We start from the raw sequence: 17286 nt of genomic DNA on the forward strand, positions 1-17286 counted from the left end.
CAGACCTTCACGCTGACCTACAAGGTCACCGATGGTGACAACGACAGCATCAACGGCACACTCACCATCAATGTCGATGACGACATGCCGAAGGTCCTGGACGTTGCTCCCATCGAGCATGTGGCGACCGAACTGGTGTCCGTCTCCGGCACGCTGTCGACCCAGGTCGGCTTCGGCGCGGATGGTTTGGGCAAATACACCGTCGAGAAGGACAATCTGTCTTCGTCTCTGACATCGCTCAAGTCGAACGGCTCGAGCCTCACCTTCAGCGTGGTCGGCGATACGCTCTATGCCAAGGTCGGCAATGAGACGATCTTCACCTTCACGGTGAACCCGCAGACCGGTGCCTACAGCTTCGTCCAGACGGGTCCGCTTGACCATGTCGGACAGGTTCCGAGCGTCGGCCAGTATATCTCCGTGCCGGAAGTGAACGGTCCGAAGATCCACTTCGTTGGTGATCTCACCAATGGCGACGACATTATCCGGATCACGAATTCGGATAACGGCCCTGTCACCTGGGGTGTCGACACCGACAAAAACGGTTCGGCTGAATACACACTGACCATTCCGGCCCACACGACTTTCTACCTGAATGTCGGCAATCTGCCTGACAACACCAAGGTCGAACTCCTTGACGCGGGGAATGGCAGCGTCAAGACGGTCGTCAATCCGGGCCATGGCCACTTCACCGGCGTGCCGGTGGATGGACTCACGCTCGATCTCTCGACGGCGGTGACCATCGAAGACGCCGATGGCGACAAGGTTGCGCTTTCCGGCCAGTTGAATATCAAGGTCACGGATTCCGTTCCGTCCTTCGTCGGCCAGGCCCTCATCCAGGTTGCTGAAGACGGCGACAAGAGCGAAGCTGGCTCCACCGGAGTCAACTGGGGTGCCGACAACGGCGCCAACCGCTCGCTCGCTTTGGGTTCCGGCGTGGTCGTCAAGGATCAGGATGGCAATACGCTCGAGCTGAAGTCCAACACCCAGGCGGTCAACATCGCCCTGGTGGGTGCGGTGCTGGTCGGCTACCTCGGCAATACCGCGCCGACCGTCGCTAACCTCGCCTCCAACAGCAATGTCGTCTTCACCGCGTCGGTCGACAAGACCACCGGCGAATACGCATTCGACCTGAAGCAGCCGCTCGACCATACCTCGCCCACGGGCGGCAAGCAGTATCTCGACCTGTCCTTCGAGGTCACCGCCAAGGATGGTGACAACGATACGGCAACCGGCACGGTCACCGTGCGCGTCGATGCCGCCGGCACGATCGGCTCGATCAACTACGGCAACCTCGACACCGGCGTCTTCGTCAACCTGAGCGAGGCTTCGGTCACCCGTGACGGTCAGACCGTGGCAAATGACACGGCGACCGATCGCACCGGCGCTCACGTCGTCGGCGTCGACGGCATGGCAGGCGTCAACGATGCCTATGGCAGCAAGTCTGCCGACATCCTGGTCGGTGGTGCGGAAGCCAACGTGCTGAAGGGCAATGAGGGTGACGATGTCCTCATCGGCAACGATGGCGGTGACACGCTCGTCGGTGGCAAGGGCAGTGACCGTCTCGAAGGCGGCGCAGGCGATGATACGCTGGTGGTTTCGGCGGATATCGACAATGCCGGCGCCTTTGGCCCGCGCCAGGTTACACTCGGCGATGGCTCTACGCGTTCCGTCTCCCTTGCCGGCCTGTCCGGTGAAGGTGATACGCTGATCGGTGGCAGTGACTTTGATACCGTCAAGTTCGAAGCTGCGGCCGGTGCATCCGGCTTTGTCTTCGACCGTGCGAACTCGTCGCTCGGACTTTCCGGTGTCGAACGTTTCGAAGGCACGGACGGCGATGACGTCATTCTGCTTCCGAAGTCCTACACCACCTCCGACTCGGTTCTGATCGAAATCGATGGCGGCAAGGGCAATGACACGCTTCAGGGCTCCGACATCCAGGGCGACAAGATCACCGGCGGTGAAGGTAACGACCTGATTTCCGGTCTCGGCGGCGATGACGAACTGTTCGGCGGCAAGGGCTCGGACGAAATCTGGGGCGGCGCCGGCAAGGACACCATCGAAGGTGGTGACGATGCCGACAAGCTCTACGGCAATGATGGCGAAGACATTCTGCGCGGCGGTGCTGGCGATGACATCATCGATGGCGGTGCCGGTGCGGACCGGATTACGGGTGACGGCGGTGCCGATACCCTGATCGGTGGCGGCGGCGATGATCAGTTCTTCATCGGCGGCGGCAGCGACACCGTTTACGGCAACGCAACCGATCTTTCGGTCGACAGCAACCGCCTGGCGACGCTGGGTGAAAGCGACGAGGTCGTTGTCTACGGTAACCAGAACGACTACGCGGTGACCCGCAACAGCGATGGCTCCTGGACGATCACCAGCGCTGGCGAAACCGATGCATTGTATGGTGTCGAGCACATCAACTTCAACGGCGGTGCCGTTGAGTTGGACCTCACCGCAAATGTTCTCGTGTTCAACGCTGCCAATCAGCTTGTCGGTACATTCTCGACGATCCAGGCTGGCGTCTCTTTCGCCGATGCTGGTTTCACGGTCGAAGTGCACGAGGGGACCTACAACGAAGCCGTGGTCATCGGTGAAGGCATCACGCTGAAGGGCGTGGGCAACGTCGTGATCGACGGTGGCGAGGCGGGTCCTGCCATTACCGTCAATGGTGGTGGCGCCGGGCAATCCCTGCTCATCGACGGCATCGATCTGAAGGGTTCGTCCTCGTCCGTCATTCTCGTCGACAAGACGGCGGATTTTGATGCTGTCACCCTCAAGAATGGTGACGTGACTGGTGGCGATTACCACGGCCTCTTCGTCGAGAACGCCACAAAGGTGGAAGGTATCGTCGTCGAGAAGGTTAACTTCTCCGGCAATGCTACCGTCGACTCTGGTGCTGGCGAAGGCCCGGTCACGATCTATCTCTACAATGGTAACGTCACGTTCAAGGATGTCGATGTCAGCAATCCGGGTGCGGCTGCCGAAAACGGCATCCAGCTGCGCGGAGTCGACGCGCCCTTCCAGCCGATGGGTACCGTCGTCTTCGACAATGTCGATGTCACCGGCACTTATGGCAAGGTTGGCGTAGCGATCTACAACTACACCAATGTTGACGGACTGCAGATCGTCAATGGCGGTCTCGACGTGAACGTCAACGCCAATTGGCATGGTCTCAACATCGACAACGTCGGCGGAACCGTCGATCTGTCGGGCGTGCCGCTGACGGTCGTCAACAACTTCCCGGCGCCCTATAACGACATCGCGATCCAGGGTACCTCCGGCAACGAGACCTTCACTGGCGACGACAGCGACGATCTGCTGATCGGCAATGGCGGCGGCGACCTGCTGAAGGGCGGCGCCGGCAACGATGCCTTCCTGCTGGCAGGTGATGTTACCGCCTCTGGAACGCGCAATATCGAGCTCGGTGACGGCACACTTCGTGCGGTTTCCGTCGCGGGCCTCGCCGGCACGGCAGATATTGTTCAGGGCGGCATTGGGGCCGATGTCATCGTTCTCAACAACGGTGCGACACCTGGTTACGTGCACGATACCTACTCGGCGCCAAGCTATATGAGCGGTATTGAAGCGATCAACGGTACGGCGGGCAAGGACGTGATCCTCGTCGATGACGCCTATCTCAGCGATGCCGTGGGTAGCGGGATTGCCATCTCCGGTAATGCGGGTGATGACGTGCTCGGCGGCGGTGCAGGCTCTGATACGATCACGGGCGGCGCTGACAACGACCTGATTTCCGGTCTTGGCGGCAAAGACATACTGCAGGGCGGCACAGGTAACGACGAGATCTGGGGTGGTGCTGGCGACGACACGATCGATGGCGGCGCAGACAACGACACATTGTATGGCAATGCCGGCGACGACGTCATCACTGGTGGCGACGGCAACGACAAGATCATCCACAACGTTGGCGATGGCAACGACACCGTCGATGGCGGCACCGAAACCGGTTTGTCCAACCCGGATTATGACATCCTCACGATCAATGGCGACGGTGTCGCTCGCAACTTCACGCTCGGTCTCGCCACCGGTGGCACCGAGATCACGCCGGCTGACGACCAAGCCGATATCCTTGTTACCTATGACGGTGCCAATGCCGGTTCCGTTCGGGCCGACGAAATCGAGCGTGTGACCTTCAACCTCGGCTCCGGTGGTGACACGGTCACCCTGAACAGCGTGTCCGGGTCGGCGATCCAGCCGACGACCGTTGTCATCAATGGCGGTGTCGGCAACGACACCATCGACCTGACAAACTTCGCCGGCAGCAAGGCCGAGATCGTCGACAACGGCGGGACCGCAGACAAGGTGAAGCTTGCAGGACTGTGGACGGACTACGTCTTTACTCAGTATCAGGACGTCTTCACGATCTCCAAGAACGGTGCGCCGATCGCCACCGTCAAGGGTATCGAATTCGTCCAGTTCACCGGAACAGAAGGCAAGCCCGGCTACACCATGTCCATCGACAAGGTTGTCAATCTGGCACCCAATGGACTGGAAGATAACGGGTCCGTCACTGAGGCAGGCGGCGTTGCCAACGGCACCCCCGGCATCAGCCAGGCCATCGGCAATGTGCTGGCCAATGACAGAGACGGCAATTTCGACACGAACTTCCACATCGTCGACAAGCTTTCCGTGACCAAGGTTGGCAATACGGTCATCGATGCCGATGGCGAGAAGATCACCGGCACCTATGGTGACCTCGTGATCAAGTCCGACGGATCGTATGTCTACACCCTGGACAACGACCGTGCGGCAACACAGGGCCTGAAGGGTGGCGAGGTGAAGGTCGAGACCTTCTCCTACACACTGGCCGACAATCAGAACCAGCCGGGAACGGGATCGCTGAAGATCGAGGTTAAAGGCGCGAATGATGCGGCGGTTATCTCGGGGAGCACTTCGGGCACAGTCACCGAAGACGCTGTCGGCGGTAAGGTAGAGACCTACAACGAGAACTTCTCGTCGTCGGGTAGCGTGAACGGCTGGACCAATGGCGCGCTCGCAAGCATCGGTGGATACGGTCAGTATCTCACGGAAAGCGTGAATAACACCAACACGCAGTCCATATCGAAGGTAATACAGGTTCCGGCCGGCAATGCGCCAACGGTCATCGAGTTTGATTTCCTCAGCGTGCGCTCCTGGGATGCCCTGGAGAAGATTCAGGTTTACCTGGATGGTGGCAAGGCATTGGAATTTTACCCGAATTCGGGATTGAATGCCGCGAGCCCGACGAGTGGAACTTTCGTGATCGGCGGAATTCAGGGGGCCTACACGATTGCGGCGCCGACCAATCTGCCGGGATCCGAGGGCCGAATTTATCACATAACCCTCACAGGTACAGGCTTTGGCGACACTGTAACTCTGGGCTTTGGTGACACCCTGAACCAAGAGTTTGCCGACGAAAGCTTCGGCATCGACAACATCGTTGTTCATGCGACGAGCCCGTCGGGTCTGGTTACCAGTGGCGATCTGAACGCTACCGACGTCGATGGTCCGAATGATAGCTGGGTTGCTGTCGGAGCGGGTGGCACAACGGCGAACGGCTTCGGCACGTTCTCGATCGATGCGACTGGCCACTGGACCTACAGCTTGAACAATGGGAATCCGGCGGTGAACGCATTGCCGGCGGGCCAGACCCTGAGCGATAGCTTCACGGTGAAGACCGTGGATGGTACCGAGCAGGTTGTGTCGATCACGATCAACGGGGCAAATGACGCGCCTGTCATCACGTCAGGGGCATCGGCATCCATCGATGAGAATAGCCCGACATCCACGGTCGTTTACACGGCGAATGCGACGGACGTGGACAGCTCATCAATCAGCTACTCGCTGACTGGGGACGATGCCGCCAAGTTCAAGATCGACCCGAACACGGGAGTTGTCACGTTCATCTCGTCGCCTGATTATGAGGCGCCGACTGACCAGGGGGGCAACAACGTCTATAACTTCACCGTCGTGGCATCTGACGGGACGGCTCAATCGAGCAAGGATGTCTCGGTCACGGTCAACAATGTCGGGGAAGTCGTTAATCAAGCGCCGACGGATATCCTCTGGACCGCTGTCGATCCAGGTTCTTCCTTCCCGAAGGACGGCCACTTGATCGGAAATCTCTCGGTTACCGATCCGGATAACACCGGCGGCTACAAGTACACGCTCCTGAGTGGCTCAAGCTCTGGCTTTACTGTCAGTGAAGGGGGCCAAGTGAAGGCCACCGACAATCTGGACCAAAACAAGACCTATACTCTGAACGTCAGGGTTGAAGACGGCCTTGGGGGCGTCCGCACGGAAACCTTCAATGTGATCACCGGAGACGGTGGTGACGATACTCTGCCGACGGGTGGATCAGGTGCCGCAATATTGGTTGGCGACGACATTCTGTACGGCGATGGAAACAACGACACGATTTACGGCGGTGATGGCGACGATACTCTGTTCGGCCAATCTTCGCAGGATGTCCTGTACGGTGGAGCTGGTAGAGATGCGCTCTACGGTGGCACGAGCAACGACATCCTCTATGGCGACCAGACGGACCGGGTTCTAAACGGCGGAGATGGCGACAACACTCTTCGGGTTGATGGTAGTTTCACAAGTGCAAATGATGCGCAAATTACCAAAATCGATAAGGTGGAAATGCTGTCGTCTGGAGTGCTGAATCTTACCAACCAGACGGAAGGTTTCAAGTTGGTAGGCTCTTCTGGAGCCGACACCATTACGGGTGGCAGCGGGGATGACGTGATTAATGCTGGGGCCGGTTCAGACACTTTGACAGGTGGTGCTGGCGAAGATGAATTCAGGATCGGAGGAAATTCTGGAACTGACACTATCACCGACTTCACGGTCAACGTGGACACCCTGAGTTTCTATGGCAATCTGTACGGTGGCACTGCAACAACGATCAATGGAGTTGGAAGCGCAGATGACGCAGTCGTCCTCGTAAGCCAGACAAATCTGACTACCGCAACAATCGCCTCGGGTACGTCCAGTGGTAATGCCCAAGACACATACGTTGTCTTGTGGAACTCGGAGCTGTCACGAGCCGAAGTCTGGTTCGATACGAACTGGAAAGATGCAGGATCTCGATCCCTCGTCGCGGTGCTTAGCAACATCAATACGCTTGCAAAGTTCCAGGCGATTGATCTGAGTGACTTTGCGGATCATTCTTCGCTTGCCGATCCGCTCGTTCTTGACCTCGACAAGAACGGCTTCGCCTTCTCCTCCATCGACAATGGTGTGACCTTCGACATCAATGCCGATGGCCATAAGGACCAGAGCGCCTGGACCAGCGACGATGGCATCCTCGCCTATGACGTCGACGGCGATGGCAAGATCGACAATGGGTCGGAGATCTTTACGCCGAACTTTAACAACGGCACCTTTGCCAGCGGCGTGGCGGCTCTCGCTTCGCTGGATGGCAATCACGACGGCAAGATCGACGGTGGTGACGATGCCTTCTCCAAGCTGAAGGTCTGGATCGATGCCAACAACAACGGCATCAGCGACGATGGTGAGCTTTCGAGCCTTTCCGATCATCACGTGGCCAGCATCTCGCTCACCACGGATACGACCGGCGGTGCGGAAGACGGCCAGGCGATCCTCGGCGAAGGTTCGTTCACCTTCGACGACGGTTCGACCGGCAACTTCGTTGAAGTCGGCTTCGACACGATCTTCGGCTCGGATGCGTCCGACACCTTGACCGTTGTTGGTACCGACGGAGACGATGTCCTGCATGGCGGCATGGGTCAGGTCTTCCTGACCGGCGGTGAAGGTGCCGATACCTTCGTCTTCGACGAGACTGCGCTCAGCGATCTCGACGTGGCGGACGTGATCACCGACTTCTCGTCGGAACAGGGTGACCAGCTGGATGTCTCGGCCCTGCTCGACAGTCTGCTCGGTGAGCAGGCAACGGCGGAGACCGCAGCGGCGAACATCAAGGCGACTGTCGCCGACGGCAATACCACCGTCAGTGTCCAGGTTGCAGAGAACAGCTGGAAGGACGTTGCGGTTCTTGAGAACCACACAACGGCCATCAAGGTTCTCTTCGACGACCAGCACTCGGTCACTGTCACACATCACGACTGAGTTTCGTCCGGACAGTTCAGTCAGAAAAAGGGGCGCCCGTCGGGCGCCCCTTTTATGTATGTTCCATGATCATTCGCTTTGATCTACTTTGCTGATTCTGCGATGAGACTCCGTTTTTGCACAGCAATCCACAGCCACTGCTTGGACGATCGGTCAAACCCCTGTGGCTGAAGGGAGACATGCCCGATATTTCTCTACATTTGCAGGGGTAATCTGGCCCATGGATGTGAACTGTCCAAAATGAGACCGCGGAAAATTTTTCGAAGTCTTGTTTCTCACAGCGCTACAATTCGTTGAAGTTGACCCCTGTAGAGGACAAAAGTTTAATCTTGCGTCCAAAAAGCAGTCAGATCACGTCAAGAGATCAAAATTGGGTGCATCTTCTCAACCGGCGGATTAGACTTCACAGCGAGAGAGGCACCGGTATATAAGAAGTGCTAATTGAGTTTGGGCAGGGGCACTAAATTGTTTACCAAAAATAGATTGTTCGCGGCCTTGTACACGTCTGCGGCACTGGCAATTGTGTCCTGGACACCTGCAAGCGCAATGTCGCTGCAGGAGGCGATCCAGAAGGCGCTGACGACAAATCCGCAGATTTCGCAAGCGGTGAAGAACCGTGAAGCCGTCGAATTCGAGCTGCGCCAGGCGCGCGGCTTGTATCTGCCGTCGATCGATCTCGAGGCCGGCGTGGGAAAGCGCCGACTCTCCAACGCCAGCACCGGCACGCTGACGAAGGATTATGAAACCTTCAATTCCTCGGATGTCGGGCTGACGATCACGCAGCGCCTGCTTGACGGCGGCGCGCGGCGTGCCCAGGTCGATGCCCAGGCATCGCGTGTCGATGGCGCCTCCTTCCGGGTGCTCGAACGTTCCGAGACTGTCGCGCTTCAGGTGGCGCAGGACTATCTTGAATACATCCTGCAGACCAAGATCGTCGGTATCGCCAAGCAGAATGTTGATTTCCACCAGGGTATTCTGGGTGACATCAATCAGGGCATTGCCGGCGGCGCTTTGACGGATGTCGACAGCCTCCAGGGTCGCGAGCGCCTTGAAGCGGCCAGGGCCCGTCTGCGAGAGGCTCAGGAAGAATTGGAAGCGACCAAGATCCGCTTCCTTCAGACGGTCGGCGAGCCGATTGTCAACGCCAAGATGCCGGGCTCGCTCGGCAAGGCCCTGCCGCGCTCGCTGCAGGACGCCATCGAGCTGGCCAAGACCAACAATCCGCGCATCTACTCGGCTCGCGCTGATATCGATGCAGCTGATGCCGCTGTTCGCGGCGCACGCTCCAACTATGCGCCGACCGTCGATCTCGAAGGTCGTGCCACGGTCGGCAATGACATCAGCGGCAGCCAGGGCAACACCAACGACCTGGAAGTTCGTCTGGTCGCGCGCTGGAACCTTTATCGCGGCGGCATCGACCAGGCGCGCGAGCAGGAGCAGATCCGCCGCGCCAGCGAACAGCGCTATGCGTCCGACCAGGTTCATCGCGAAATCGAAGAGTCGGTTCGGTCGGCCTGGAACGAACGCGGTAGCCGTGGTGAGCTGTCGCAGATCCTCGGATCGCAGTCGTCGCAGAACGCCAAGCTCGTTTCATCCTATGGCGAACAGTTCAAGATCGGTCAGCGCTCGCTGCTTGACGTGCTGGATGCTCAGAATACGCGCTTCAACACCAGCATCGTCGCGGAAACTGCCCGCTTCGCGGCGCTCTTCGCCGAATACAAGATCCTGGCCGCGACCGGCTCTCTGCTGAAGGTCATGGGTGGCAAGCCCGTGGCTCAGACGGAAGCTTACGCGCGCAACGAATTTTCCGTGAAGACGGCGGCCGATGGTGCCTATGTCGAGCGGGATCCGCGGCAAAAGGCGGGTGTGCCGATGGACCTCCTGGCGCCGCTCCAGTAACCGTCCATCCGATTGGATGAAATGTTAAATAGCTTCAGCGAACCGGCGGGCACTCGTGCCCGCCACAGTTTTCGTGCTTCATTCAAGGCTGTGGCTGGATATTATGGCCGGCCCAGTTCCGATACCGTTTTGTTTTCCGGTCTGCCGGACGAAATCGTCGAGTCTCTCGAGCTCGATGATGTTGAGCATGTTGCTGAACGTATAGGCCTTCAGGTCATACGAGTGGCCGAGCGCGCCGTGCGTGAGGGCGATTTCGACTGTCCGGCTATCGTTGTGCTCAAGGATGGCGGCACCCTTCCGCTTCTGGAAATCAGTGAAGCGGGCGAATACACACTTGATGTTGCGGGCGGTCCGTTGGCGACCCGGCTCAGCCGCGAGGAGCTTCTGGCGTTGCAGCCGGAATTCGCCTTCGGCTTCACACTTTTCTATCGCAATGACGGCGAAGAAGCGCTCATCGGCTCAGCCGATGAAATCGAGAAACGCCACTGGCTCGTTCGCGCGCTCACGCCCTATTGGCGAACCTATGTGCGCGTGGTGATCGCCGCCCTGTTCATCAACCTGATTGCGCTCGGCTCGCCGCTCTTCACCATGAACGTCTACGACCGGGTGCTGCCGAACAAGGCAATCCCCACCCTTTGGGTGCTGGCGGTCGGCATCCTGCTTGCTTATCTCTTCGACTATCTTCTGAAAACGGCACGTGCGGCCTTGATCGATCACGCAGGTCGCAGCGCTGATTTGCGGCTGTCGCAGATGATATTCGACAAGGTGTTGAATACCACTCTCGCGTCGCGGCCGCTCTCGACCGGCGAATACGCCAATCGTGTGATGCAATACGAGTTCGTGCGTGAGTTCTTCACCTCGAATACGATCGGTCTGGTGATCGATACTGCTTTCGTCTTCATCTTCCTGATCGTGATCTATCTGATCTCGGGTTGGCTCGCGATCATTCCGGCTGTTGCCCTCCTGCTGTCGGTCGCCATCGGACTGCGCGCCCAGGCCCAAATCGGCCATCGCATGGCTGCGGCATCCAATGAAGCCTCGAAGCGCCAGTCTTTGCTTGTCGAGACGATTTCAACCATCGAGACACTGAAGAGCTTGCGCGCAGAAGCGACCATGCTGCGCCGCTGGCAGGAGCTGATGAAGCATTCGAGCCGCACCAACGAAGACATCAAGCATGTCTCGACCAATGCGATCAATCTGACGGCACTCATCCAGCAGATCGTCGGCGTCCTGATCGTCATTGCCGGCACCTACGAATTTTCCGAGGGTCGGCTTGCGATGGGTGCGATCGTCGCAACCGTCATGCTGGCCAGCCGGGCAGGTGCGCCGCTTGGTCAGATTGCCATGACGCTCGCGCGCTTCCGCCAGGCAACCCTGTCCTTGCGCATTCTCGATCAGGTGATGGATCAGCCGGAGGACCGGCCGTCTTCCGTCGGTTTTGTCAATCGCGAGATCAAGGAAGGCGGCTTCTCGTTCCAGAACGTCTCGTTCAATTATCCGGGCTCCGACCATCCCGTCATCAACCAGTTCAATCTCACGGTTCAGCCGGGAGAGCGCGTCGGCATCATCGGCCGCATTGGTTCGGGCAAGACGACGCTTGGTCGCCTGCTCGACGGCTTGTTCGTGCCGACCGATGGTCGCATCCTGATCGACGGCGTCGACATCCGCCAGTATCACATGTCTGAGGTTCGATCGGCTGTCGCCGTGGCCGGCCAGTCGTCGGATCTCTTTTCCGGTACGGTCAAGGAGAACCTGCTGATCGGTCGGGCGGACGCCACGGACGAGGAACTTCTGCACGTGGCCCGAATGACCGGTGTCGAGGAATTCGTTTCCCGCCATCCGCGCGGCTTCGATATGCCGGTCGGTGAGCGCGGAACCAATCTGTCCAGCGGACAGAAGCAGGCGATGACGATTGCCCGGCTCCTGCTCACCAAGCCGAAGATCGTCTTTCTGGACGAGCCCTCGGGTGCGATGGATCTGGCCAGCGAGCGCCATCTGATCAATCGGCTGTCGAGTGCCTTTGATCGCAACACGACACTTCTCATTGCCACCCATCGCTTCACCATGCTCGATCTCGTCGATCGCCTGATCGTGCTCGACAAGGGGCGCGTGGTGGCTGACGGACCGAAGAAGACGGTCATCGAGGCGATGCAGAAAAAGGCGGTGGTGAAGCCATGAGCCGTGCGGTCGTTGATACGCCCCCGTTTTTTGCCCGCACGATCGTTTCCCTGGTCGCGCTTTTGATCGTGGTTTTTCTCGCCTGGGCAGCCTTTGCCGAGATCGATGAATTGGCGCGTGGCGAAGGCAAGGTCATCCCGGTGTCGAAGACCCAGATCGTGCAGTCTTCGGAAGCCGGTATCGTCCAGACCATTGCCGTGCAGCTGGGGCAGGTGGTGCGCAAGGGCGAACTGATCGTCCAGCTGAACAACACGACAACGGAATCCTCGCTTGGCGAAGCGAATGCCAAAGCGCGGGCGCTCGGTGCCAAGGTGGCGCGGCTGGCGCTTGAAGAGGCCGGAAAGTATGACGTCGATTTCGTCTGCCCCGAAGATGTGAAGGCGGTGGCGAGCAAGGTCTGCGACAATGAGGAAAGCCTGTTTGCCGCCAATAAGGCGAGCTACCTCAACAAGCTCGGCGTGCTGCAGGAGCGTGTGCGCCAGCGCGAAAACGAGTTGAGCGAGGCGCAGGCCAACATCGTGCGCCTGCAGCAGAATATTGAGGCGGCAACCCGGCAATATGACCTGATGAGCCCGCTGGCGAAAAAAGGACTGGTCGCGCAGACGCAGTTGCTGACGGTCGAACGCGAACTGACCGACCAGCGCGGACAGGTCGATGTCTATACCGAAAGCCTGGAGCGACTGCGTGGCGCGGTTGAGGAAGCCAAGCTGCAGGTCGATGAACTCGCCCTTCAGCTGCGTCAGCAGGCGCTCACCGAGAAGGCGCAGACGCTCGCCGAGCTGTCGGTTATCGACGAGACCATTCGCGGAGCCTCAGACCGTGTCGACCGCACGGATATCCGCTCTCCGGTAGACGGCATCGTCAATACGCTCGAAGTCAACACCATCGGCGCCTATGTCGATCCCGGGACCGTGATTGCGGGCATCGTGCCGACGGCCGATGTCCTGCTGATCGAGGCGAAAATTTCGCCCCGTGATGTCGCCTTCATCCGGCGCGGGCAGAAGGCGATCGTCAAGGTCACCGCCTATGACTTCTCGATTTTTGGTGGGCTCGAAGGCGAGGTGACCAATATTTCCGCCGACAGTATCGTGGAAAAGGAAAAGGGCGAGACTTTCTATCTTGTCCAGGTCAAAACCGACCAGTCAGAGCTGAAACGCAATGGCAAGTCCTATCCGATCATTCCTGGCATGGTGGCGTCGGTCGAGATCATGACCGGACGCAAGACCATTCTCAGCTATCTGATGAAGCCGATCAACAAGGCGCAATCCGTCGCCCTGACCGAGCGGTGAGGCATGTTGGCGCCGGACCGGACACCGCCTCAGGCTGAGAGGGTCGATCTTCCCGGCCAGACGCTGTTTCAGATCGGTGACGGGGATAGCGAGCCGAAGTTCCGGGCAATCATCGGCCGGGGTGGTGTCCGTCGCGGCATCCGTCTGGAACAGGTCTATTGGGAAGGCCTCTCCTGGCTTTTGACCGGATCGCGCCAGTCGATGGGGGATGTGGTCGAGCAGGCGGCCCAGCATGTCGGCGACAACGGCAATCTCGCTTCCATGCTGCGTGTTATTGCTTTTCGGTGGATGTGGCGCCGGCTGGCTGCGGCGGAAGCCTCATACTCGATCGAAAGCCTTGGCGTCCTGCTTCACGCCTGTCCGTCACCGGCGATCGTGCTCACCCGGGAAAAAAAGATCCAGCTCTTCAACGAGCCCTTCGTGACGATGCTGAAACAGAGGCTGTCCCTTGGCAATGTGGCGCAGATGTCGTCAGGCTTTCGCTTCGTGCTCGACACCAATGTCGAAGACGCGATCGACAATCTGGTTGCAACGCGCAAGATGATGACGACAGGCTTCATCGCCAGCTGCGCCGGCAAACAGTTGACGGGGCAGATCAACCTGGCGCTGGCCCCTGTGCATTCAAAGCAGATGCTGATGGGTTACATCGTTCGCCATTGATGGCCGAGACTGGACGTCGGCCATCGTTCGCATGGTTGCCGATGCCTGTCAGAGTTCGCCGCCTTCACCGGGGGCAATGCCGTCGAAACTTGTCATCGCCAGCGCCTTGCCCTTGGTTTTTGTACCATGCAGGAAACCACGCCCGTTGGAGATCGAAAACAGCGGCATGTAGTCCGGAAGCTGTGCGTCGGTCAGCACCTGTTCGCGCATATTGTCCAGGATGTAGTGGCGACCCTGCACCTCGACCGAGAGGATCGCGTGGTAGAAATGCCGCTTGGTGTCATAGAGGATGACCACGGTCATGTCGGTCAGTGCAATGCCCTGGCTTGCAAGGACGGCCATTTTCAGCAGCGCATAATCTTCGCAGTCGCCGACGCCCAGCTTCAGGGTTTCTGATGGTGTGGCCCAGCGATCGAGCTTGCCGTGCACATCGATGTCCTTGCGGTACTGAATGCGCCGGTTGATATCGCTGTTGACGAAGTTGAGCTTGTCTCGGATCGAGGACATGCCATTCCCGGCAGCCGTCTTCTGAACCATCGCCTTGACCTGCACACAATTCTCTCCGCCGCAGGTGAGGACGGTGCCTTTGGCAATTTCAGCGAAGGTCGGAGCGGCCTTCTTCAGGGCGCCCAGCTTCTTGAAGGGAATGGCGACGGATCCGAAGACGTCTTCGGTTATCTGCCGTGGCTTGACGAGCGGCTCCTTGCTGCGCGGCATGGTGACGGCACTGGTCGTCAGGCTGCGGTCGACAAGCGAGGCGACTGCCGTGCCCGTCCAGCTGTTGTTGGTCCACACCGCTGAGGCCGCCTTCCAGCCTGCGGAGATGCCCTGTACAAGCAGCCCTCCCATGGGAACCGGCATAGGGCTCATGCCCTGAAGCATGGTGGCGCTGTTGGCGGGGAAGGATGGCACCTCGATCGACAGCGGTGTTGCCTGCACACTTGCCGACATCATCGTTGCGAGAACGAACGTCGAGACTGCGAGAATTTTCTTGTTCTTGTTGATCATCGCTTTTCTCCGATATTGCTCGAAGAATACGTTGATCAGTTCAATTATTCGTTCCGATACTTGGATTATATACTGTAAAACCCCAAGGCTATATTATCATAAAATCTTCTGGTTCCAGTCAGCGTTCCGTTAACTATGCCACGTCGCACCGCGAATGCCGGCTTTTGCACAGGATCCGGGTGAGGGGGCCGTTTACCGATCCAGATATGTGCCCAGATATGGGACAGCTCGGCTCTTGCTTTGCGGCCGTCCTATGCTTACGGTTTCCCAGGGTTTGGGAGCAAAAAGTCATCAAGAGCATGAGTGTATTGGCAACACCGGGGCGCATGTGGGCTCGTGCTGGGGCGGTGACGCTCGTCAGCCTCTTCCTTGGCGGGTGTCAGACAGATGACCTCGTGCTGAAGGACGTTGCGAAGGACGGGGGTGCCCAGGGCCAAGTCGCGTCCGATACCGGACTGTACAACCAGACGCTCGGCGCCGGCGCGACGCTTGTCGGTTATATCGGCGTGAGACGGATGGACCAGGCGAGCCGACAGGCTGACAACGAGACGCGCGACGGTGCAGCGCTCGCGGTGAATTCGCTCGGCAGTGACGTGATCAAGCTCACAATGGTGGAGACGACGGAAAAGCCCGATGCCATCGAGGCTGCCGCAAAGTCACTCGGTCTCAATGGTGCCGCCCTGATCATCACCACCGCGCGTGGCGCTGAACTGGATATCATTCAAAAGGGCCTTGCGGGCCGCCCAGTGCCGATCGTTACCCTCCAGACCAATGAAGCAACGCTACCGCCGTCCGTTTATGCCTTCGTCTCGAGCCCCGTCGACAGCCTGATCGAGGCGTCATCATTTGCGATGGCGGAGGGGGGGCGTCATGCCGTCATCCTCGCCGCATCTCCGGCCGAGAAGATCCAGGCCGAGCGCGTGGCGTCGCAGATCAAGGCCTTCGGAGGCAAGGTCGAGCCAGTGATCGAACTTGCCGGCAGCGCTATCCCGCCGAAATCGCTTGCCTCCTGGAGCAAGGCTGACATCGTCGTGCTCATGCCGGGCATCAAGTCTCCCGGTGATGTCTTGAAGAAAATCGATGCAACCAAACCGCCGGCGCCAGGACGCCGTCTGGTGGCAAGCACAACGCTCATGCCGGCGGATCTCGCCGAACCCAAGCTGACAGGCACCATCGTCTGTCGCTACGATCAGAATATCCAGGCGCGCATCGGTACGCGCTACATGCAGAGCTACGGCATGCCGGCCTCAGCCAATGCCGGTTATGGCTTCGACGCCACGGCCATGGCCATCGGGCTGGTCAGTCGCTGGGGCAATACCGCTTTTGCGCCCGAGCGCATGATGGCGCTGGAAGGCTTCTCGGGATCGCTCGGCGTTTTTCGCCTTGAAGAGGGCGGCAAGGTTCGCCGAAATTGCGATATCTTCAAGGTGTCGAAAGGCTCGTATGTGTTCTTCCAGCGTGCCCCGGCCACTCTCTGATCACCTGAGTTTGAGCTGAGACAAGTCTTCGCGCTCAGGCGTTAGATTGCGGAAAAGTTTGTCTCATCCTATTTATTGGACAAGACCAATAAATGGCAGCTGCCTAAAGGTTAGCCGCTCAAGGGGATGCGATGGAAAACTCAAACAATAGCGACGCCGTCGTGCGCCATCGGCCGGCTCTCCGGCTCCTGCATTGGCTGGTCGCAGCGCTGGTTCTGGTGACCTGGCCCCTCGGCCTGATGATCGGTTTCGTCAAGGATGATGTGAAGCTCGATTTTTATCTCGTGCATGAGAGTATCGGCTTCCTTGTCCTCTGGATCATGCTCCTGCGCATCGGCGTCAGGCTGACTGGCTCGGCGCCTCCCAGCGAAGGGTCTGCGATCGAACGCATGGCTGCCGGCAGCGTTCACGGGCTTCTCTATCTTTTCCTCGTCCTCATGCCCGTCACGGGATTTCTGGCCACCAATGCGCATGGCTTTCCGTTGCAGTGGTTCGGCCTGTTCCCGGTCTGGAGCCCGATTGGCAAGTCACCGGATATCGCCTGGACACTCTCATCTATTCACGAAACAAGCGCCTGGATCCTTTTGACCCTGTTTGCGTTGCATCTGGGTGCCGCGCTCTTCCACCATATCCTGCGTCGCGACGGCACGCTGTATCGTATTCTGTGAACGCCGGGA

8 protein-coding genes are annotated in these 17286 nt (G+C 58.9%); 7 read left to right on the forward strand and 1 reads right to left on the reverse strand.

The annotated features are described in order from the left end of the window. The 5 genes from DFO46_RS19305 to DFO46_RS19325 form a co-directional block, all read left to right on the forward strand. On the forward strand, positions 1–8097 hold an 8097-nt coding region (locus tag DFO46_RS19305; protein WP_120278645.1), incomplete at its 5' end, for a VCBS domain-containing protein. A gap of 546 nt (positions 8098–8643) precedes the next feature. Then, positions 8644–9996, forward strand: coding sequence for a TolC family outer membrane protein (locus DFO46_RS19310; protein WP_110793998.1), 1353 nt, complete (start codon positions 8644–8646; stop codon positions 9994–9996). A 21-nt stretch (positions 9997–10017) separates the two neighbouring features. Then, a complete protein-coding gene (locus DFO46_RS19315; RefSeq protein ID WP_120278646.1) occupies positions 10018–12174 on the forward strand; it encodes a type I secretion system permease/ATPase in 2157 nt (718 codons plus the stop codon). After that, positions 12171–13463, forward strand: a complete 1293-nt coding sequence (locus DFO46_RS19320) for an HlyD family type I secretion periplasmic adaptor subunit (RefSeq protein ID WP_110794000.1) — start codon at positions 12171–12173, stop codon at positions 13461–13463. Before DFO46_RS19315 ends, DFO46_RS19320 begins: the two co-directional genes overlap by 4 nt. A 3-nt stretch (positions 13464–13466) precedes the next feature. Further along, the gene (locus DFO46_RS19325) at positions 13467–14123 is read left to right on the forward strand and encodes a ribbon-helix-helix domain-containing protein (protein ID WP_110794001.1); all 657 of its coding nucleotides are present in this window, start codon (positions 13467–13469) and stop codon (positions 14121–14123) included. Positions 14124–14171: 48 nt separating this feature from the next. Here the strand turns inward: DFO46_RS19325 and DFO46_RS19330 are convergent, their stop codons facing one another. Then, positions 14172–15131 (reverse strand): transglutaminase-like cysteine peptidase, encoded by a 960-nt coding sequence (locus DFO46_RS19330; RefSeq protein ID WP_120278647.1) that lies wholly within the window; start codon positions 15129–15131, stop codon positions 14172–14174. Positions 15132–15430: 299 nt separating this feature from the next. Here DFO46_RS19330 and DFO46_RS19335 point away from each other — a divergent pair, with 299 nt between their 5' ends. After that, the gene (locus DFO46_RS19335) at positions 15431–16609 is read left to right on the forward strand and encodes a hypothetical protein (RefSeq protein ID WP_120278648.1); all 1179 of its coding nucleotides are present in this window, start codon (positions 15431–15433) and stop codon (positions 16607–16609) included. Positions 16610–16740: 131 nt separating this feature from the next. Further along, positions 16741–17277, forward strand: coding sequence for a cytochrome b (locus DFO46_RS19340; RefSeq protein ID WP_120278649.1), 537 nt, complete (start codon positions 16741–16743; stop codon positions 17275–17277). Positions 17278–17286 lie beyond the last annotated feature (9 nt).

This window comes from Rhizobium sp. AG855, assembly GCF_003610655.1.
In the GTDB taxonomy this organism is placed as follows: Bacteria; Pseudomonadota; Alphaproteobacteria; order Rhizobiales; family Rhizobiaceae; genus Allorhizobium; species Allorhizobium wuzhouense.